General features: G+C 48.5%; 15 protein-coding genes, 1 tRNA gene, 3 rRNA genes and 1 pseudogene. 6 read left to right on the forward strand and 14 right to left on the reverse strand.

Annotated features, from left to right (window positions below; all coding sequences use genetic code 11):
* Window positions 1-62: 62 nt before the first annotated feature.
* The 4 genes from DY231_RS20000 to DY231_RS20015 are packed head-to-tail and all read right to left on the reverse strand — an operon-like array spanning window position 63 to window position 1,445.
* Window positions 63-446: a hypothetical protein gene (locus tag DY231_RS20000; RefSeq protein ID WP_115631052.1), complete on the reverse strand. Its 384-nt coding sequence runs from the start codon at window positions 444-446 to the stop codon at window positions 63-65.
* A complete protein-coding gene (locus tag DY231_RS20005; RefSeq protein ID WP_115631054.1) occupies window positions 443-631 on the reverse strand; it encodes a phage filamentation protein Fil family protein in 189 nt (62 codons plus the stop codon). Before DY231_RS20005 ends, DY231_RS20000 begins: the two co-directional genes overlap by 4 nt.
* 10 nt (window positions 632-641) lie before the next feature.
* Window positions 642-1,151 (reverse strand): phage regulatory CII family protein, encoded by a 510-nt coding sequence (locus DY231_RS20010; protein ID WP_115631056.1) that lies wholly within the window; start codon window positions 1,149-1,151, stop codon window positions 642-644.
* A gap of 30 nt (window positions 1,152-1,181) precedes the next feature.
* The gene (locus DY231_RS20015) at window positions 1,182-1,445 is read right to left on the reverse strand and encodes a hypothetical protein (RefSeq protein ID WP_115631058.1); all 264 of its coding nucleotides are present in this window, start codon (window positions 1,443-1,445) and stop codon (window positions 1,182-1,184) included.
* 129 nt (window positions 1,446-1,574) lie between these two features.
* On the opposite strand from DY231_RS20015, the gene DY231_RS20020 reads away from it, so the two are divergent.
* From DY231_RS20020 to DY231_RS20030, 3 genes are read left to right on the forward strand one after another with little or no spacing between them, the layout of a single operon-like run.
* Window positions 1,575-2,153, forward strand: a complete 579-nt coding sequence (locus tag DY231_RS20020) for a phage repressor protein CI (RefSeq protein WP_115631060.1) — start codon at window positions 1,575-1,577, stop codon at window positions 2,151-2,153.
* Window positions 2,153-3,151, forward strand: a complete 999-nt coding sequence (locus DY231_RS20025; RefSeq protein WP_115631062.1) for a phage integrase — start codon at window positions 2,153-2,155, stop codon at window positions 3,149-3,151. Before DY231_RS20020 ends, DY231_RS20025 begins: the two co-directional genes overlap by 1 nt.
* A gap of 11 nt (window positions 3,152-3,162) precedes the next feature.
* Entirely contained in the window at window positions 3,163-4,917 is a 1,755-nt protein-coding gene (locus DY231_RS20030; protein WP_115631064.1) for an AAA family ATPase, read from the forward strand.
* 276 nt (window positions 4,918-5,193) lie between these two features.
* On the opposite strand, the gene DY231_RS20035 is transcribed toward DY231_RS20030, so the two are convergent.
* On the reverse strand, window positions 5,194-6,003 hold the full coding sequence (locus DY231_RS20035; RefSeq protein ID WP_115631066.1) for a CatB-related O-acetyltransferase: 810 nt from the start codon (window positions 6,001-6,003) through the stop codon (window positions 5,194-5,196).
* A gap of 197 nt (window positions 6,004-6,200) precedes the next feature.
* On the opposite strand from DY231_RS20035, the gene DY231_RS20040 reads away from it, so the two are divergent.
* Window positions 6,201-6,905: a DUF2461 domain-containing protein gene (locus DY231_RS20040; protein WP_115631068.1), complete on the forward strand. Its 705-nt coding sequence runs from the start codon at window positions 6,201-6,203 to the stop codon at window positions 6,903-6,905.
* A gap of 91 nt (window positions 6,906-6,996) precedes the next feature.
* Window positions 6,997-8,181, forward strand: a complete 1,185-nt coding sequence (gene nepI, locus DY231_RS20045; RefSeq protein ID WP_115631070.1) for a purine ribonucleoside efflux pump NepI — start codon at window positions 6,997-6,999, stop codon at window positions 8,179-8,181.
* 37 nt (window positions 8,182-8,218) lie between these two features.
* Here nepI and tauD read toward each other — a convergent pair whose 3' ends face one another.
* The 9 genes from tauD to DY231_RS20090 all read right to left on the reverse strand — a co-directional run bounded on the left by tauD (window position 8,219) and on the right by DY231_RS20090 (window position 17,595).
* Window positions 8,219-9,067, reverse strand: a complete 849-nt coding sequence (tauD, locus tag DY231_RS20050; RefSeq protein WP_115631072.1) for a taurine dioxygenase — start codon at window positions 9,065-9,067, stop codon at window positions 8,219-8,221.
* A complete protein-coding gene (tauC, locus tag DY231_RS20055) occupies window positions 9,064-9,891 on the reverse strand; it encodes a taurine ABC transporter permease TauC (RefSeq protein WP_115631074.1) in 828 nt (275 codons plus the stop codon). The genes tauD and tauC overlap by 4 nt, the downstream gene beginning before the upstream one ends.
* On the reverse strand, window positions 9,888-10,655 hold the full coding sequence (gene tauB / locus DY231_RS20060; RefSeq protein WP_115631076.1) for a taurine ABC transporter ATP-binding subunit: 768 nt from the start codon (window positions 10,653-10,655) through the stop codon (window positions 9,888-9,890). Before tauB ends, tauC begins: the two co-directional genes overlap by 4 nt.
* Window positions 10,656-10,665: 10 nt before the next feature.
* A complete protein-coding gene (tauA, locus tag DY231_RS20065; protein WP_115631078.1) occupies window positions 10,666-11,640 on the reverse strand; it encodes a taurine ABC transporter substrate-binding protein in 975 nt (324 codons plus the stop codon).
* Window positions 11,641-11,846: 206 nt separating this feature from the next.
* On the reverse strand, window positions 11,847-12,320 hold the full coding sequence (locus DY231_RS20070; RefSeq protein WP_115631080.1) for a VOC family protein: 474 nt from the start codon (window positions 12,318-12,320) through the stop codon (window positions 11,847-11,849).
* Window positions 12,321-12,538: 218 nt separating this feature from the next.
* Window positions 12,539-12,654 (reverse strand): 5S ribosomal RNA (gene rrf / locus DY231_RS20075).
* A 112-nt stretch (window positions 12,655-12,766) separates the two neighbouring features.
* Window positions 12,767-15,675 (reverse strand): 23S ribosomal RNA (locus DY231_RS20080).
* Window positions 15,676-15,894: 219 nt separating this feature from the next.
* Window positions 15,895-15,970, reverse strand: a tRNA-Glu gene (locus DY231_RS20085).
* Between the two features lie 85 nt (window positions 15,971-16,055).
* Window positions 16,056-17,595 (reverse strand): 16S ribosomal RNA (locus DY231_RS20090).
* Together the 16S, 23S and 5S rRNA genes with 1 tRNA gene alongside form the textbook arrangement of a ribosomal RNA operon.
* A 1,221-nt stretch (window positions 17,596-18,816) precedes the next feature.
* Here DY231_RS20090 and DY231_RS20095 point away from each other — a divergent pair.
* Window positions 18,817-19,073 (forward strand): annotated as a pseudogene (locus DY231_RS20095) (helix-turn-helix domain-containing protein).
* The last annotated feature ends 4 nt before the right edge of the window (window positions 19,074-19,077 follow it).

Here is a 19,077-nt window from a genome sequence, read left to right on the forward strand (position 1 = left end):
CTCCTAAATTGGGGCATAAGAATGCCCGGCGGGTTTACGCCTAATGTTCTGGAATGGATTAATTACTCAGCTAAATAGCAGTCGTGTTTTGAAAATCTTGCCGGGAGTAAACTTCCCCAGCGGGTAATTTCATTCATTGAACGGATAATCAACAAACGTCGCGCTTGGTCGAAAAACTCAAACGGCTTGCCGATTTCATCAGGTTTGAATGAGGACGGCTCCAGGCGGTTAGCCAGGGTCAGAACAACAAATTTAAAGTTGTTATCGAGCTTATTAAAATTGCGCAGCGCCGTGTTGTTGGTCGCTTTTAATTGCAGACGAAAACGCGCGAGACATTCATCACCGCTCATTTTTAACGGAGCATCAATCCGCGCATGTATCAGATACACATTGTTAAACGCCGTTTGCGGTGCCTTTACGGATTCAGCCAGAGCAGCACTTTTCATTGAGTCCTCCAGCGCTTAATTAGTCTGGTAACGAGTGATGGCTTGCGAGTACGCAGCCCATTTAACAATGCAGACTGGTCGCGGCTCGGGTGCCAGCGGTGGTTGTTCTCACCCATAATCCAGCCGTGGCCATAACTCATGGACGGGCTTTGGCGTTTCAGTAATGAAGCGAATGACGGTTCCATATGCATCACCTCAAATCAGGCCAAACGATGCGCCGATACCGCTCATGGTATCGACCACGCTCGACATTGCGGGGTTGGCCTGGAGTCGTGCCTGTAATGCCAACGCAGAGAGTGACAACATCCGAATACCAGCGTTAACACTCTCAATCATGTTGTACTTATGCTCGGGAGTAAGGCGTTCAGTGGATGCTGCACCATTCGCCAGTTCCCCTAATTCACTCATGGCTCGCATGACATAGTGCTGTAATTTATCTTTCGCTAACTCGTTAACTGGCACACATGGCAGGCAGTGAATTTGAGCCAGGAACCCATCAACAAGAATTGAGTCTTCCGTCAGGTCGGTAAGCAGCCATAACTCAGGCGGGGTAAATTGGTGAGGTTGATCCGGGTTTAGCTTGTTGCGTAACGTCTGCACATTCATGCCAGCTCGCTCTGCCAGTTTCGCCATATTGTGACGCAGAGCGAAAGCCCGGCACGCTTCGTCATAATGTGGATGTTTGGAAACCTGAAAATCAAACATGTCTCATCCTTATAATTCACATAAAGTGAATTAAGCGCCTATGACGAGTTGAAAACGAGAATGACCTAACGCTTTACGCAACTGATCTTCTTTCCAGCGAGCGTAATAGATGCGAATTGGGCCACCAGCTTTCTTGCAGCCCTTGCGGATTGTGCGTGGTTCGATTGGTACTTGTGGGTTATCGCCGGTAGTCCAACGATAAGCAGTACGTTCAGAAACACCTTCCAACTCTGCAAACTGTTGCAGGCTGACGATAGGTGCAGGCACTTTGATGATTGCGATTTCAGAAGCCATGTTGCATGATTCCCTATTTGCCAAAGATTGCAATTGATACGCCTGTTTTTGCCAACGTTCGCCATCAATTGCGTGGGTTTAGCCAAAATATATCTCCCAATTGAGAGATAGTAAATAGGTTTTATCGAAATGAGAATAGATTCTTTAGGATGGAGCAACGTAGAGGTCTTGGATCGAGTCTGCAAGGCGTATGGGTTTTCTCAGAAAACACAGTTAGCTAACCACTTTGATATAGCATCCAGTTCGCTATCGAATAGGTACACTCGAGGAGCCATCTCTTACGATTTCGCAGCACATTGTGCACTCGAAACCGGAGCTAATCTTCGCTGGTTATTGACTGGAGAAGGGCAGCAATTTGATGAATCAACTTCACCAAAAGAGAGTCAAAAACTTGACGTATTCACATTAAGTGAAGAAACACTTAAAAATGATGGAACTCTAAGTATTGACGGCCAGTTTTTCTCAAAACCCTTATCAAATGGAATAGCTGTTCGATTTGATGGAGAACTTCACTTTATCGACAAGTCAGCCTCGTTATCCGATGGTTTATGGTTGGTTGACATAGAAGGGGCAATCAGCGTCCGTGAGCTAACAAAGCTGCCAGGAAGAAAGCTGCACGTTGCTGGTGGTAAAGTTCCCTTCGAATGTGGACTTGATGATATACAAACATTAGGTCGTGTAGTGGGTGTATACAGCGAGGTTAATTAATGACTGTCCGTAAAAATCCCGCTGGAGGCTGGATTTGTGAACTCTATCCAAACGGAGCGAAAGGAAAACGCATAAGAAAGAAATTTGCCACCAAAGGCGAGGCGTTGGCCTTTGAACAATACACTGTACAAAACCCGTGGCAGGAAGAAAAAGAAGACAGACGCACGTTAAAAGATCTGGTTGATGCATGGTATAGCGCTCACGGCATTACTCTGAAAGACGGCCTTAAACGTCAGTTAGCAATGCACCACGCCTTTGAGTGTATGGGTGAACCGCTGGCACGCGATTTTGATGCGCAGATGTTTTCCCGCTACCGGGAAAAGCGGTTAAAAGGTGAGTATGCCCGTTCAAATAGAGTGAAAGAAGTATCGCCTCGCACTCTTAATCTTGAACTGGCCTACTTCCGGGCGGTATTCAATGAGTTAAATCGCCTCGGTGAATGGAAGGGTGAAAATCCGCTGAAAAACATGCGCCCTTTCCGCACAGAAGAAATGGAAATGGCCTGGCTAACTCACGATCAGATTGCACTACTGCTCGGGGAGTGCAAACGGCATGACCACCCTGATTTAGAAACAGTGGTCAAAATCTGTCTCGCCACTGGTGCTCGGTGGTCTGAGGCCGAGAGTCTCAGAAAAAGCCAGTTCGCGAAATACAAAATTACCTACACCAACACAAAGGGCAGAAAAAACCGAACCGTTCCTATTAGCAATGAGCTTTATGAATCATTACCTAATGATAGATCTGGTCGGCTCTTTAGTGATTGTTATGGCGCGTTCCGGTCAGCGCTGGAGAGAACAAACATCGAATTACCAGCCGGACAACTTACGCACGTTTTACGCCACACGTTTGCCAGCCACTTTATGATTAATGGCGGTAATATTCTTGTGCTTCAGAGAATATTAGGCCATACCGATATAAAAATGACAATGCGATACTCTCACTTCGCTCCAAATCATTTAGAAGATGCAGTAAAACTGAATCCTATTCATAACTATTAAAGGAGATTCCCGTGACACAAGCAGCTAAAGTTTACATTTCAGAAATATTATTCTCAAGCGGGCAAAAAATTTCATTTGAAGAAGATGAAAAAATAATAATTGTTGGCCCCAATAATAGTGGGAAATCACAAACCCTAAGAGAAATCATTGAAATAAGCTCTTCTGCGACAGTAAAAACTGGGCAGGTAATTAAAAAAATAAGCATGCACAAACAAGGTTCAATACAAGACTTGGAAAACCTACTAAAAAAGGGAGGTGCATTCATAAATAACAATTACATATATGGTGGTCAATCGATATATTACGGATGGCTATCCTCATGGGAGGATAAAGATCGGCTAACTAATATCTGTCCAATATTCATAAAGAATGTCACTGCAAATGATCGGTTAAGCATTTGTAATCAACAAAACAGTATTGCACCTGACGCACCTAAATCTCGGCCGCAACATTACCTCTATGAAAATAGTACATTAATGTCGCACATTAGCATGCTGTTCAAAAAAGCATTCAACAAAGACATCATGTTTAATTATCGAGGTGGCAGCGTTTTACCGATTCACGTAGGTAAGCTTCCCACTATTGATGGACTGGTAGATCGAGTCAGCGATGAATATGTAAATTTAGTAAGGCAAAATCCACTTCTTGATATGCAAGGCGATGGCGTAAAAAGTTATGCAGGGATTTTGTTTGAATGTGTAGTACAGAAACTCGATGTAACAATGATTGATGAGCCAGAAGCATTTCTTCATCCGCCTCAGATGAGAATGCTTGGAGACACATTATCCTCAGAAGTAGAAAAACAACTTTTTGTAGCCACTCATAGCAGCGATATATTAAGAGGTTTTTTAGAAGGTACAAAAGGGAACGTTAAAATCTTACGAATTCAACGTGAAGACGATACAAATGTTGTGCATATAATTGATAAAAAATCAGTTGAGCAATTATGGTCAAAACCAGTTCTTAGATATTCGAATGCATTGGATTCATTATTCCATGAGCAAGTGATAATATGCGAGGATGACAGTGACTGCCGGTTATTTAACTTCGTCGCAGATTATTTAGAGAAAAATAGTGACAATGTTTACCCTGACACCTGTTATATCCCAACAGGTGGAAAGCATGCTGTTGCTGGAATAGTTGAGGCATTACGCCCCTCTGGAGTACCTGTAAAAGCAATTTTTGACTTTGACCTAATATCAGAACGAAACACTTTAACCAGAACGTTAAATGCATTCGGTTCTGAGGGTGTTCAAAAAGATGAAATCATAAAACTATGGGAAAGAATTAATTCAGCAGTTACACAGTCCCACAAGCCACTAACACCAGATGAGTTTAAAACACAACTCTTAGATTGTATTAGTGAGATGCCTGCAGATAAAATATCAAAAGGCAAAGTTGAAGAATTGTTCAAACAGAGAAAACCATGGCATGACGTCAAGGTCAATGGATTCAATGGATTACCAAAAGGAGAAATACGTAAAACTTATAAAGAGTTAGAAGAAAAATTAAAATTCTTGGGTATATTTTTAATACCTGTCGGCGAGATTGAGAACTTTAGTGCCGAAACAGGTTTACATGGCCCATCCTTTGTAGAAAAGTTCTTATCATCTCGAGATGTCGAAGACTCAGAGTTGGCTCCGTTGAGAGATTTTGTTCATTGCGTCTATAGCACAAAGATTAGCTCGTTCAAACCAACTGGTATTAGTGATGAAACCCATTCTAATGGCGATAAAGTGGCGACAGAAATGGCGGACGCTGGCTAATTAATGGCAAATGATGGCAGTCTATGTCAATGAAAGATAAAGTAAATCATTGATTTTCGGTTGTTCTACTAGGAACTCATAATCGCTTGGTCGCTGGTTCAAGTCCAGCAGGGGCCACCAAATAAAACAAGGGCTTACGTGAAAACGTAGGCCCTTTTGCTTTTCTGGGTATCTATAGAATATTTTCAGGAAGTCAGCATCGAGACCAATGGTTAATGAACAACCACACATCTCGGTTAAAACCGCCCGCGATGTTCTTTGCAAAAGCAAAATGGTTCAGAGTGTGCGGAATACCTCTGAAAGATGGAATTTTTTGTAATTCACTCGGTTTATGCTCCCGGAGGAAATCCTTTCATTCATTTCTTTTACAAAGTAATCGATATCATCGCATCTGTTATTATCAGGTAGATCCGTATAATGATAATCCCACCATTTTAATTTTAATAATTGGTTGATGACATCTGCTTCGAATCTATATTTCATTACTCTTGCTGGAACCCCAGCGACTACCGCATAAGGTGGTACATCTTTCGTCACAACTGAATTAGCAGCGATAATCGCACCATCCCCGATAATTATTCCACCTTTAAGAACAACATCATTTCCAATCCATACATCATGGCCTATGACAGGATTTTTTGGAACGGTATTAAAGGGCTTCAATACCCATTCACTATCAAACTCTGCTTTCGCAAACTTATCAAAATTACCATTATATGTGAGCATGTGCGTTGTGAATCTGTTCATGGGGTGGTTTCCTCCCATAATCTTCACATTGTTTGCAATGCTACAAAACCTGCCGATGTTTACGTTACCAGTAAAATGACAAGTTGGAAAAGAGAAAGCCCCAACGCTCGAAAAATTTTTATAGGGCATCGTCGAATATTGTTCAGCAACAACATTTTCTTCAATTGTAACTTTCTCACCTTTACTGAAAGTTAGAACATTCCTTTCTTTATATATTTTCTTACCTCTGTGATTCAGGAAAATATCATTATCCAGGCAATACTCGTAATGCCTTTTAGTCCATCTGAACGTGTACCCTTTTTTGTTATTTTCTATAAAATTAAAAAGTTTTATTTTCATATGATTTAATGTTTTTTATATTCAACAGCAGGTAAGCGATTATAATACTTACGTTTAATATCCTGATGAAAGCGACAATAACATGCGTCTGGTCTCAGCTTCAAGCCCAGAAGTATTGATAATCCTCTTTGCTTTTTTCTCATTAAGATCAATGCTAACGGTTGCTGATCAACTGGATCAATAAGGGTTTATCGAGAATGACGACTCAAGCATCTCCCTCTACAAGTACGACGTTCACCGCAGCCAGCATGCAATTCCTGAACAAGCTCGCACAAAATAACTCTCGCGAGTGGTTTAAAGAGCATCAGGATGAATACGAACATGTTGTCAGAACCCCTGCTTTGCGGTTTATCGAGCAAATGCAGCCAGGCATTCTTGCCATTTCAACAAAGCTCACTGCGGTGCCAAAAAAAGTAGGTGGCAGTCTTATGCGCCCGCAGCGAGACAGCCGTTTTAGCAAGGACAAAACACCCTACAAAACTAATGTTGGCATCCAGTTTCGTCATTTCCAGGGGAAGGATGTCCATGCCCCAGGATTTTATCTGCATATTGCTGAGGAGGGCTGTTTTGTTGCCGCTGGTATCTGGCATCCGGAGTCAAAAGCTTTAAATGCAATTCGAGCCTGTATTGATGAAAATCCCAACGCGTATCAAAAGGCGTTAAAAACACTGCAAGACCAGGGGTTTATCATGGATGGGGACAGCTTAACTCGCCCGCCAAAAGGCTATGACAAAACGCATCCCCTTTTAACTGAATTGAAACGTAAAGACTTTATCGCCGTCAAAAATATCGATTTTGCAGAGCTATGCAAACCAGGTGCTATCAATTTTTGCACTGAGCAGTTTCAGTATTGTGCGCCGCTGATGGCATATCTGTGTTTTGCCCTGGAGCTGGATTTTTAGATTACTGCGAAAAAGTTGCCAAAACGTTAAATACGTCACACTTACGGTGCTACACTACGCGGCTAAATTGAAAATCGTGCCGGGTGGAAAAATGAGTGAGCATATAGATGGGATAAACGAACCGAGGGCCGTCACGCGGCCTAATTGGTCAGCGGTATTTGCCGTAGCATTTTGCGTGGCATGTTTGATTACCGTGGAGTTTTTGCCTGTCAGTTTGCTAACGCCAATGGCACAAGAACTGGGAATATCCGAAGGTGTTGCCGGGCAGTCCGTTACGGTCACCGCTTTTGTCGCGATGTTTGCCAGTCTCTTTGTCACAAGCGTTATTCGTTCTACCGACCGCCGCTTTGTGGTGTTTCTGTTCGCCATCCTGCTCACCCTCTCCTGCCTGTTGGTTTCGTTTGCTGAAAACTTCACGATGCTGTTGATTGGCCGCGCCTGCCTGGGGGTTGCGCTAGGTGGTTTTTGGGCAATGTCTGCCTCCTTAACTATGCGCCTGGTTCCAGCGCGCACGGTGCCAAAGGCACTGTCGGTTATCTTTGGCGCGGTATCCATCGCGCTGGTGATCGCCGCACCGTTAGGTAGTTTCCTGGGGGGAATTATCGGCTGGCGTAATGTATTTAACGGCGCTGCGTTGATGGGTGTGGCCTGCATTATTTGGGTGTGGAAAGCGCTACCGTCGCTGCCTGGAGAGACGACGCAACAGAAGCAAAATATGTTTGGCCTGCTTAAACGCCCCGGCGTGCTGGCAGGTATGGCCGCTATTTTTACGGCTTTCGCGGGTCAGTTTGCCTTCTTTACTTATATTCGCCCTGTCTATATGACACTGGCCGGATTCGACGTCGACGGTCTGACGCTAGTGCTGTTGAGTTTTGGTATTGCCAGTTTTGTCGGCACTTCGCTTTCAGCAGTATTTCTCAAACGTTCGCTGAAAACGGCTCTGGCTATCGCACCGCTGATTCTGGCATTGAGCGCAATCACGCTGGTCTTGTGGGGTTCGGATAAAATTGTCGCTTCCGCTATCGCCATTATCTGGGGCTTCGCCTTTGCTCTGATTCCAGTTGGATGGTCAACATGGATCACCCGCTCACTTTCGGATCAGGCAGAAAAAGCAGGGTCGATTCAGGTCGCTGTCATTCAACTGGCAAATACCTGTGGCGCCGCGATTGGCGGCCTGGCGTTGGATAATCTCGGCCTGCTTTCGCCGTTGGTATTGTCAGGCAGTTTAATGTTGTTAACAGCATTGTTAGTCGCCACGAAAGTGCGCGTGAAGTAAGTGTTTCGGGTGGCGCATTGCCACCCTGAAAATCGCATTATCCCCGCCAGAAAGGTTTGTCCCCTAAAATCGTCGCACGATGCATAATGCGGCGAGCCGGAAGATAATCGGCGTTCGCGTAATGCTGCGTGACGCGGTTATCCCAGATGGCAATATCATTTTCCTGCCAGCGCCAGCGCACCTGGAACTCGGGTTTTGTAATATGCGCGAACAGGAATGAGAGCAACGCGTCACTCTCTTTTTGTGAGAGATCGACAATCCGCGTTGTGAATCCTTCATTCACAAACAACGCCTGCTTGCCGCTTACCGGATGTGTTCGAATCACCGGATGCAGTAGCGGAGGATTTTTGACCACGGCTTCGCGCCAGCGCTGGTGTTCTTCTTCACTGCTCAGATACTTATATTCCTGGAACGATTTCCTGAAATCATGCTCTGCTCGCAGCCCGGACAATAAGCGCTTGAACGGTTCCGATAGTGCCTCATACGCAGCAATGCCACTGGTCCACAATGTATCACCACCAAATTCTGGCAACTGCTTTGCCGCCAGAATCGCACCGGCTGGCGGCGTTTCGATGAACGTCACGTCAGTGTGCCAGTTGTCATTGTCCGGCGGGTTATCGTTGTGCGTATCCAGCACGATAATCTCCTCCACGCCTTCCGCATGTGGATAAACCGGGTGGATGTGCAGATCGCCAAAGCGCTGCGCCAGTGTACGCTGCTGGGCTGGCGTAATCAGCTGGTCGCGCAGAAACAACACCTGATGGCGGATTAGCGCATGATAAATCTGTTCAAACTGGTTATCGGTCAAACCGCGGCTCAGCGTGACACCGCTCACCTGCGCGCCAATGTATGGCCCCAACGGCAAAACATTCACTTTTTCACTCATTGCCCTTCTCCATGCCATGGGGTTAAACGGCGCTGCAAGGCGCGTAAACCCAGCTCTAAACAAAATGCGATAACTGCAATCACGCCGATGCCTGCAATCACTACATCAGTTGCCAGGAATTCACCGGCGGACTGAACCATAAAACCTAATCCTCGTGTGGCAGCGATAAGCTCCGCCGCGACCAGGGTTGACCAGCCAACGCCAAGCCCGATACGAAAACCGGTCAGGATTTCCGGCAGCGCGCCGGGCAAAATCACATGCCAGACCACCTGAAGGCGTGATGCGCCTAGTGCTTCAGCTGCCCGAACGCGTACCTGTTTTACACTGCGCACGCCAGCCATCGTCGACATCGCAACCGGCGCGAATATCGCCAGGTAAATCAGCAAGATTTTCGATGTCTCCCCGATGCCAAACCAAATCACCATCAGCGGCAGATAAGCCAGTGGTGGCACCGGGCGATATAACTCAATTAACGGGTCGAGAATGCCGCGCACCGTTGGGCTAAGCCCCATCGCAATACCCACAGGGATGCCAATCAACACAGCCGCCAGCAACGCGGTAAGAATGCGCAGCAGGCTGGCGGCAAGGTGTTGCCAGAGCGTGGCATCCATAAAACCTTGAGGCCCGGCGATGCTAATGAGTTTTGTCAGCACCTGGCCTAGAGGCGGTAAAAACAGCGGGCTAATCCACTGCTCAGCAGCGATCCACCACCACAACAAAATGATGGCGGTGAGCGTCGCAAGGCTTAGCGTAAGCTGGCGCGAGAACGGCCAACGCAACGCCAGCCGTGTGCGGCGGGCCTTATCCTGAATAACGATGCTCATAAAAAGCCCTCGCGTTGTTCAAACACCCGGCTCAGCACGTACTCACGCTTCGCGATAAATTCAGGGTCAGATTTGATGCTGCGGCATGGCTCGCCTTCCGTAAATCGGCGGCCAAAATCAAGCGGCAAACGTTCCAGCACGCGCCCAGGCCCAGGAGAAAGCAGCACCAGTTCGGTCGCCAGGAAAACCGCTTCTTCAATATCATGTGTAATCAGTAGCACCTGACGGCGGCTTTCATGCCAGAGTTTTAGTAACAATGTCTGCATCTGCTCGCGGGTAAATGCATCCAGCGCCCCAAAAGGTTCATCGAGCAATAAAAGTTGCGGACGAGTGGCGAGCGCACGAGCAATTCCCACGCGCTGACGCTGCCCGCCGGAGAGCTGCCAGATGGCGCGTTTCGCCTTATCTTCCAGACCCACTTTGCGCAGCATATCGAGGGCAATTTCCTCACGCTGCGGCCTCGGTTGCCCGGCAAGTTGCAGGCCAAACGCGACGTTATCCAGCACCGTGCGCCACGGTAATAATCCTTCATGCTGGAACACCACACCGCGTTCAGCGCCTGGCCCCGTAACCTGTTTCCCCGCAAGAGTGATATTGCCAGAGTGGTAAGGAACAAATCCTGCTATCAGGTTTAGCAGCGTAGTTTTCCCACAACCGGACGGGCCCAGGACCACCATTAACTCGCCCTCGTCCACCGTCAGATTGATATCATTGAGAACGGTTTTTCCGTCGTAATCTGCGCTTAAATGCGAAACCTGTAACATGGCTAACTCCTTACTGCGCCAGTGTTTTCACGAAACGGTCGGTGACGAATTGGCTGTAATCCGTTTCCACCGCCGGGACTTTACCCTGCGCTTTCAGGAACTGTGCGGTGTCGACAATCGCTTTATTTACCGGGCCGCTGAGCTGCTCAGTTTGCTGGCTGGCGGTGAGGTAAGTATTACCCTTCACCAGTACCGGAACGTCGCTTTCTGGCACGCCACTCAGGCGAGAGAGTTTGCTCAGGTTGTCCGGCTGCTTCAGCCATTCATCTGGGTTATCGATATAGCTTTTCTGCGCGGCGAGAGCGCTTTTAGCGAAGGCTTCCACCACTTCCGGATGTGCCCTGGCAAAGTCTTTACGCACGACCCAGACATCCAGTGTTGGTGCGCCCCACTTGCCTACTTGTGCAGAATCAGTCAACACCGTGCCATCTTTCTCCAGCTCGTTGACCGCAGGTGCCCAGACATAAGCTCCGTCGATATCACCGCGCTGCCAGGCGGCAATTATTGCCGGCGGCTGAAGATTCAGAATCTCAACCTGGCCGGGTTTTATTCCCCAGTGTTTCAGCGCTGCCAGCAAACTGTAATGTGTGGTGGAAATGAACGGCACGGCAATACGCTTGCCAATCAAATCTTTCGGGTTGGTGATGCCTTTTTTTACAACCAGCGCTTCGGAGTTACCTAACTGCGAGGCGAGCAGGAACACTTCGATAGGCACTTTTTGGCTTGCTGCCACCGCAAGCGGGCTGGAGCCGATATTGCCGATCTGTACATCGCCCGACGCCAACGCACGCACAACACTTGCGCCGCTGTCGAATTTACGCCATTCAACTTTCGCGCCGCTATCTTTGGCGAAAGCGTTATCAGCCTGTGCGACTTTGGCGGGTTCAGCGGATGTTTGATACGCCACGGTGACATCCACCGCGAAGACCGGCGTTGCGATAAGGGCTAGTGCTGCCAGCCAGAGAGAATGTCGTTTCGCTACCATGATGAGTGCTCCTGTATTTTTGATAGGAGCAGTATTTCTAATGGCGAGAATTAGATAAAAGAATTAAAAATTATCGCTAATGCGTTTATGTTTTTAGATGAATTTTAGGGAAGGATAGTTGGGGAATGGGAATCGAAATGGAGTGGTCTTCAGGAAAATGATACGGGCCACAAGGCCCGTAGTGATCATGTATTAGCTAAGGATTATCAGCTAGTTATCGCAGCCTTGATTGCAGCAACGTCTATTTTCTTCATCGACATCATCGCTTCAAATGCGCGCCTGGCAGTGTCTCCGCCCGTGGCCAAAGCTTCGGTCAACACGCGCGGTGTAATTTGCCAGCTGATACCCCATTTATCTTTGCACCAGCCGCATTCGTTTTCCTGGCCACCGTTGTCGACAATTGCGTTCCAGTAGCGGTCCGTTTCTGCCTGATCTTCGGTTGAGATTTGGAAGGAAAAGGCTTCACTATGTTTGAAATGTGGTCCGCCGTTGAGGCCGATGCATGACACACCCGCAACGACAAACTCGACAACGATTGTGTCTCCAGCTTTTCCATCCGGATAGTCGCCGGGGGCTGGGATGATGGCACCCACGCTGCTGTCTGGAAAGGTTGCAGCATAGAAATGAGCGGCGACTTCCGCATCATGGTCATACCAAATACAGATAGTATTCTTAGCCATAAGTTAGCCTGCTTGTCATGTTCTCAGTTCCGATAACCGTACCCGCAGTGCCTTATTAGCATGCGCCTTTTATGTCTACCACCCATAAGTATGTACCGGATCTGGTTCATGTGGCTGAAAGAGGTGTGTTCTGTGGTCTGTATCGCTTAACGGATTTGCATAAATCGCAGACAGCAAAAAGCCCTGTACGTCAGTACAGGGCTTTCCACTTATTTGGAGCCTGGCAGTTCCCTACTCTCGCATGGGGAGACCCCACACTACCATCGGCGCTACGGCGTTTCACTTCTGAGTTCGGCATGGGGTCAGGTGGGACCACCGCGCTGTTGCCGCCAGGCATATTCTGTTTCATCAACCGTTATGTTATCCACATAACCATCGACTTAAAATCTCGGTTCAAGCTGAAAATCAAATGCTTAGTCTCTCAACCAAAACACCTTCGGTGTTGTAAGGTTAAGCCTCACGGATCATTAGTACTGGTTAGCTCAACGTATCGCTACGCTTACACACCCAGCCTATCAACGTCGTAGTCTTCAACGTTCCTTCAGGGGAATCAAGTTCCCAGGGAGAATTCATCTCGGGGCAAGTTTCGCGCTTAGATGCTTTCAGCGCTTATCTTTTCCGCATTTAGCTACCGGGCAATGCCATTGGCATGACAACCCGAACACCAGTGATGCGTCCACTCCGGTCCTCTCGTACTAGGAGCAGCCCCCCTCAATTCTCCAGCGCCCACGGCAGATAGGGACCGAACTGTCTCACGACGTTCTAAACCCAGCTCGCGTACCACTTTAAATGGCGAACAGCCATACCCTTGGGACCTACTTCAGCCCCAGGATGTGATGAGCCGACATCGAGGTGCCAAACACCGCCGTCGATATGAACTCTTGGGCGGTATCAGCCTGTTATCCCCGGAGTACCTTTTATCCGTTGAGCGATGGCCCTTCCATTCAGAACCACCGGATCACTAAGACCTGCTTTCGCACCTGCTCGAGCCGTCACTCTCGCAGTCAAGCTAGCTTATGCCTTTGCACTAACCTCACGATGTCCGACCGTGATTAGCTAACCTTCGTGCTCCTCCGTTACGCTTTAGGAGGAGACCGCCCCAGTCAAACTACCCACCAGACACTGTCCGCAACCCGGATCACGGGTCTACGTTAGAACATCAAACATTAAAGGGTGGTATTTCAAGGTTGGCTCCATGCAGACTGGCGTCCACACTTCAAAGCCTCCCACCTATCCTACACATCAAGGCTCAATGTTCAGTGTCAAGCTATAGTAAAGGTTCACGGGGTCTTTCCGTCTTGCCGCGGGTACACTGCATCTTCACAGCGATTTCAATTTCACTGAGTCTCGGGTGGAGACAGCCTGGCCATCATTACGCCATTCGTGCAGGTCGGAACTTACCCGACAAGGAATTTCGCTACCTTAGGACCGTTATAGTTACGGCCGCCGTTTACCGGGGCTTCGATCAAGAGCTTCAGCTTGCGCTTAACCCCATCAATTAACCTTCCGGCACCGGGCAGGCGTCACACCGTATACGTCCACTTTCGTGTTTGCACAGTGCTGTGTTTTTAATAAACAGTTGCAGCCAGCTGGTATCTTCGACTGCCTTCAGCTCCATCCGCGAGGGACTTCACCTACCGACAGCGTGCCTTCTCCCGAAGTTACGGCACCATTTTGCCTAGTTCCTTCACCCGAGTTCTCTCAAGCGCCTTGGTATTCTCTACCTGACCACCTGTGTCGGTTTGGGGTACGATTCGTTGTTACCTGATGCTTAGAGGCTTTTCCTGGAAGTGCGGCATTTGTTACTTCAGCACCGTAGTGCCTCGTCATCACACCTCAGCGTTAGATAAGAGTCCGGATTTACCTAAACTCTCCGCCTACATGCTTAAACCGGGACAACCGTCGCCCGGCTAACATAGCCCTCTCCGTCCCCCCTTCGCAGTAACACCGAGTACAGGAATATTAACCTGTTTCCCATCGACTACGCCTTTCGGCCTCGCCTTAGGGGTCGACTCACCCTGCCCCGATTAACGTTGGACAGGAACCCTTGGTCTTCCGGCGAGCGGGTTTTTCACCCGCTTTATCGTTACTTATGTCAGCATTCGCACTTCTGATACCTCCACCAGACCTCACAGTCCAGCTTCAACGGCTTACAGAACGCTCCCCTACCCAACAACGCCTAAGCGTCGCTGCCGCAGCTTCGGTGCATGGTTTAGCCCCGTTACATCTTCCGCGCAGGCCGACTCGACCAGTGAGCTATTACGCTTTCTTTAAATGATGGCTGCTTCTAAGCCAACATCCTGGCTGTCTGTGCCTTCCCACATCGTTTCCCACTTAACCATGACTTTGGGACCTTAGCTGGCGGTCTGGGTTGTTTCCCTCTTCACGACGGACGTTAGCACCCGCCGTGTGTCTCCCGTGATAACATTCTTCGGTATTCGTAGTTTGCATCGGGTTGGTAAGCCGGGATGGCCCCCTAGCCGAAACAGTGCTCTACCCCCGAAGATGAGTTCACGAGGCGCTACCTAAATAGCTTTCGGGGAGAACCAGCTATCTCCCGGTTTGATTGGCCTTTCACCCCCAGCCACAAGTCATCCGCTAATTTTTCAACATTAGTCGGTTCGGTCCTCCAGTTAGTGTTACCCAACCTTCAACCTGCCCATGGCTAGATCACCGGGTTTCGGGTCTATACCCTGCAACTTAACGCCCAGTTAAGACTCGGTTTCCCTGCGGCTCCCCTATACGGTTAACCTTGCTACAGAATATAAGTCGCTGACCCATTATACAAAAGGTACGCAGTCACCCCATAAAAGAGGCTCCCACTGCTTGTACGTACACGGTTTCAGGTTCTGTTTCACTCCCCTCGCCGGGGTTCTTTTCGCCTTTCCCTCACGGTACTGGTTCACTATCGGTCAGTCAGGAGTATTTAGCCTTGGAGGATGGTCCCCCCATATTCAGACAGGATACCACGTGTCCCGCCCTACTCTTCGAGTTCACAGTATGTGCATTTTTGTGTACGGGAGTATCACCCTGTACCCTGCGACTTTCCAGACGCTTCCACTAATACACAAACTGATTCAGACTCTGGGCTGCTCCCCGTTCGCTCGCCGCTACTGGGGGAATCTCGGTTGATTTCTTTTCCTCGGGGTACTTAGATGTTTCAGTTCCCCCGGTTCGCTTCGTTAAGCTATGTATTCACTTAACGATAGTGCAACGAATTGCACTGGGTTTCCCCATTCGGAAATCGTCGGTTATAACGGTTCATATCACCTTACCGACGCTTATCGCAGATTAGCACGTCCTTCATCGCCTCTGACTGCCAGGGCATCCACCGTGTACGCTTAGTCGCTTAACCTCACAACCCGAAGATGTCTCGTAAGACACAATCGTATGTTGCGAAAATTTGAGAGACTCGAACACACCGCATTTTCCTTTCTTATTACGGAGAAAGGAAACAGTGTGTCGTTTCAATTTTCAGCTTGTTCCGGATTTTTAAAGAGCAATATCTCAAACGTGACTCGAAAGTCAGTTTTGAGATATGTGTGATAATGTCTTTCACATCATTATCTTAAGATGGCGTCCCCAAGGGGATTCGAACCCCTGTTACAGCCGTGAAAGGGCAGTGTCCTGGGCCTCTAGACGATGGGGACACGATATCCCGTTTAAGGGATCGCTTGCTCATTTACTTCTATCAGACAATCTGTGTGAGCACTACGCAAGTTCGTATCTATTAGGTAAGGAGGTGATCCAACCGCAGGTTCCCCTACGGTTACCTTGTTACGACTTCACCCCAGTCATGAATCACAAAGTGGTAAGCGCCCTCCCGAAGGTTAAGCTACCTACTTCTTTTGCAACCCACTCCCATGGTGTGACGGGCGGTGTGTACAAGGCCCGGGAACGTATTCACCGTAGCATTCTGATCTACGATTACTAGCGATTCCGACTTCACGGAGTCGAGTTGCAGACTCCGATCCGGACTACGACGCACTTTATGAGGTCCGCTTGCTCTCGCGAGGTCGCTTCTCTTTGTATGCGCCATTGTAGCACGTGTGTAGCCCTACTCGTAAGGGCCATGATGACTTGACGTCATCCCCACCTTCCTCCAGTTTATCACTGGCAGTCTCCTTTGAGTTCCCGGCCGAACCGCTGGCAACAAAGGATAAGGGTTGCGCTCGTTGCGGGACTTAACCCAACATTTCACAACACGAGCTGACGACAGCCATGCAGCACCTGTCTCAGAGTTCCCGAAGGCACTAAGCTATCTCTAGCGAATTCTCTGGATGTCAAGAGTAGGTAAGGTTCTTCGCGTTGCATCGAATTAAACCACATGCTCCACCGCTTGTGCGGGCCCCCGTCAATTCATTTGAGTTTTAACCTTGCGGCCGTACTCCCCAGGCGGTCGACTTAACGCGTTAGCTCCGGAAGCCACTCCTCAAGGGAACAACCTCCAAGTCGACATCGTTTACGGCGTGGACTACCAGGGTATCTAATCCTGTTTGCTCCCCACGCTTTCGCACCTGAGCGTCAGTCTTTGTCCAGGGGGCCGCCTTCGCCACCGGTATTCCTCCAGATCTCTACGCATTTCACCGCTACACCTGGAATTCTACCCCCCTCTACAAGACTCTAGCCTGCCAGTTTCGAATGCAGTTCCCAGGTTGAGCCCGGGGATTTCACATCCGACTTGACAGACCGCCTGCGTGCGCTTTACGCCCAGTAATTCCGATTAACGCTTGCACCCTCCGTATTACCGCGGCTGCTGGCACGGAGTTAGCCGGTGCTTCTTCTGCGAGTAACGTCAATCACTGTGGTTATTAACCACAATGCCTTCCTCCTCGCTGAAAGTACTTTACAACCCGAAGGCCTTCTTCATACACGCGGCATGGCTGCATCAGGCTTGCGCCCATTGTGCAATATTCCCCACTGCTGCCTCCCGTAGGAGTCTGGACCGTGTCTCAGTTCCAGTGTGGCTGGTCATCCTCTCAGACCAGCTAGGGATCGTCGCCTAGGTGAGCCATTACCTCACCTACTAGCTAATCCCATCTGGGCACATCTGATGGCAAGAGGCCCGAAGGTCCCCCTCTTTGGTCCGAAGACGTTATGCGGTATTAGCTACCGTTTCCAGTAGTTATCCCCCTCCATCAGGCAGTTTCCCAGACATTACTCACCCGTCCGCCGCTCGTCACCCAGGAGCAAGCTCCCTGTGCTACCGCTCGACTTGCATGTGTTAGGCCTGCCGCCAGCGTTCAATCTGAGCCATGATCAAACTCTTCAATTAAAAGCTTGATTTGCTTCAACTCGTGAAGCGGTGCTCAAAAATTAACTTTCGTAATAATTCAACTAAATGAATTACTGCTTGGTCACTCTTCAAGACTTGATATTTTTTTGATACCCGAAGGTATCTGAGATATCAATCCTGCGAGTGCCCACACAGATTGTCTGATAAATTGTTAAAGAGCAGTGAGTCAGGCGCTTTCGCTTGCTAACTCGAGGTGGCGTATATTACGCTTTCCTCTTTCAGAGTCAACCCTTAATTTCAGGATATTTGACTCTCATCGCCGCCGTTACTCTGTGATGTTGTTCACATGTTCCGTGTCGATGGAGGCGCATTATAGGGAGTTCTTCTGAGGCTGCAACCCTAAATATGCAGTAATTTTACTGACTGCTGCAATCCCCAGCAAAACCCCGCCTTATACGCAGTTGTGCACAAAGTTATCCACAAAACTGGTCGCCTCCCCTTGATAAACTCACCTAAAAGTCAGTAATAACGTCATCAGCACCACCAGAAACGCCCCATGAAGACGCATTTTTCTGCCTCACCGTTTATTTATATCCTTCGTGAAGCCGAGGTTGGCGTTCTTAACCGCGAGATCTGCCTTAAACATGCATCTCCTGTTCTTCCTTCTATATATAGAAGGCGTAAGAAGTTTGGCGACATGGAGAGCAAGGCTTTTGATGGCGGCAGCATCGTGCGTGGATGTATCCGGTCTTTCTCAAGTGAACGGTTGTTACTGCCGAGCCACGATGAACCCCACACGCATCGTTCCTTTATAAGTACACTTCGGGCTTTCGGTACTACCTGCTTTCGGCCTGCGTCGATTCGCAGTTGTGTTATCAGCTTAAACACAGCAAACCTGTAAACAGTACGCGACCCGGTAATGTACGTTGCACGATGATGTCTTTGTCGGCCCACTCGTGAAGATTCAAAGACTCTGCATTATTGGCACCACCTGATTATGGGCTGCGGGAGTACGGTACTAATAGTGCATATCTGTAGGGGCGAAGTGATTGCTGCCGGGAGCGTAATAAAGCGGGAAATCGTTTAGCCGGGGATTTACGCGGGGAACCCGGCTCGGTTGTTGCGTGTGATTTAGCTTTTCATAGTTCTTTTACTCCATCTTTGAGCGGCTACGATCTTCGTAGTATCCAGACCTTTTCGTTCCTTCTAAATTAATCCTCGATCTAATAGAAACCCTTACAGGCATAAATGGAGGGAATCATGACAAACGGTTGGCATCAGGCAGATATCATCGCGGGTTTACGTAAGAAAGGTACGTCGCTGGCAGCACTTTCGCGAGCGGCTTGTTTGAGTTCATCTACGCCGGCGAACGCTTTAACGCGACCCTGGCCAAAAGAGGAATTCTTGATTGCTGATGTACTTGGGGTGCTCCGTCAGAAATTTGCCCGGAAAAGTATTTTGGGGAGGACGGGAAACCGTTTGATCGAGCGAGTTTAATTAGAAAGGCGAGATCATAGCCTA

This window comes from Buttiauxella agrestis (assembly GCF_900446255.1).
GTDB classification, from domain to species: Bacteria; Pseudomonadota; Gammaproteobacteria; order Enterobacterales; family Enterobacteriaceae; genus Buttiauxella; species Buttiauxella agrestis.

Coding starts and splice junctions, on each gene's coding strand:
- DY231_RS20000 (WP_115631052.1), bottom strand. CDS start 446: ATGAAAAGTGCTGCTCTGGCTGAATCCGTAAAGGCACCGCAAACGGCG.
- DY231_RS20040 (WP_115631068.1), top strand. CDS start 6,201: ATGACGACTCAAGCATCTCCCTCTACAAGTACGACGTTCACCGCAGCC.
- DY231_RS20005 (WP_115631054.1), bottom strand. CDS start 631: ATGGAACCGTCATTCGCTTCATTACTGAAACGCCAAAGCCCGTCCATG.
- tauB (WP_115631076.1), bottom strand. CDS start 10,655: ATGTTACAGGTTTCGCATTTAAGCGCAGATTACGACGGAAAAACCGTT.
- tauA (WP_115631078.1), bottom strand. CDS start 11,640: ATGGTAGCGAAACGACATTCTCTCTGGCTGGCAGCACTAGCCCTTATC.
- DY231_RS20035 (WP_115631066.1), bottom strand. CDS start 6,003: ATGAAAATAAAACTTTTTAATTTTATAGAAAATAACAAAAAAGGGTAC.
- tauC (WP_115631074.1), bottom strand. CDS start 9,891: ATGAGCATCGTTATTCAGGATAAGGCCCGCCGCACACGGCTGGCGTTG.
- tauD (WP_115631072.1), bottom strand. CDS start 9,067: ATGAGTGAAAAAGTGAATGTTTTGCCGTTGGGGCCATACATTGGCGCG.
- DY231_RS20010 (WP_115631056.1), bottom strand. CDS start 1,151: ATGTTTGATTTTCAGGTTTCCAAACATCCACATTATGACGAAGCGTGC.
- DY231_RS20025 (WP_115631062.1), top strand. CDS start 2,153: ATGACTGTCCGTAAAAATCCCGCTGGAGGCTGGATTTGTGAACTCTAT.
- DY231_RS20070 (WP_115631080.1), bottom strand. CDS start 12,320: ATGGCTAAGAATACTATCTGTATTTGGTATGACCATGATGCGGAAGTC.
- DY231_RS20015 (WP_115631058.1), bottom strand. CDS start 1,445: ATGGCTTCTGAAATCGCAATCATCAAAGTGCCTGCACCTATCGTCAGC.
- nepI (WP_115631070.1), top strand. CDS start 6,997: ATGAGTGAGCATATAGATGGGATAAACGAACCGAGGGCCGTCACGCGG.
- DY231_RS20020 (WP_115631060.1), top strand. CDS start 1,575: ATGAGAATAGATTCTTTAGGATGGAGCAACGTAGAGGTCTTGGATCGA.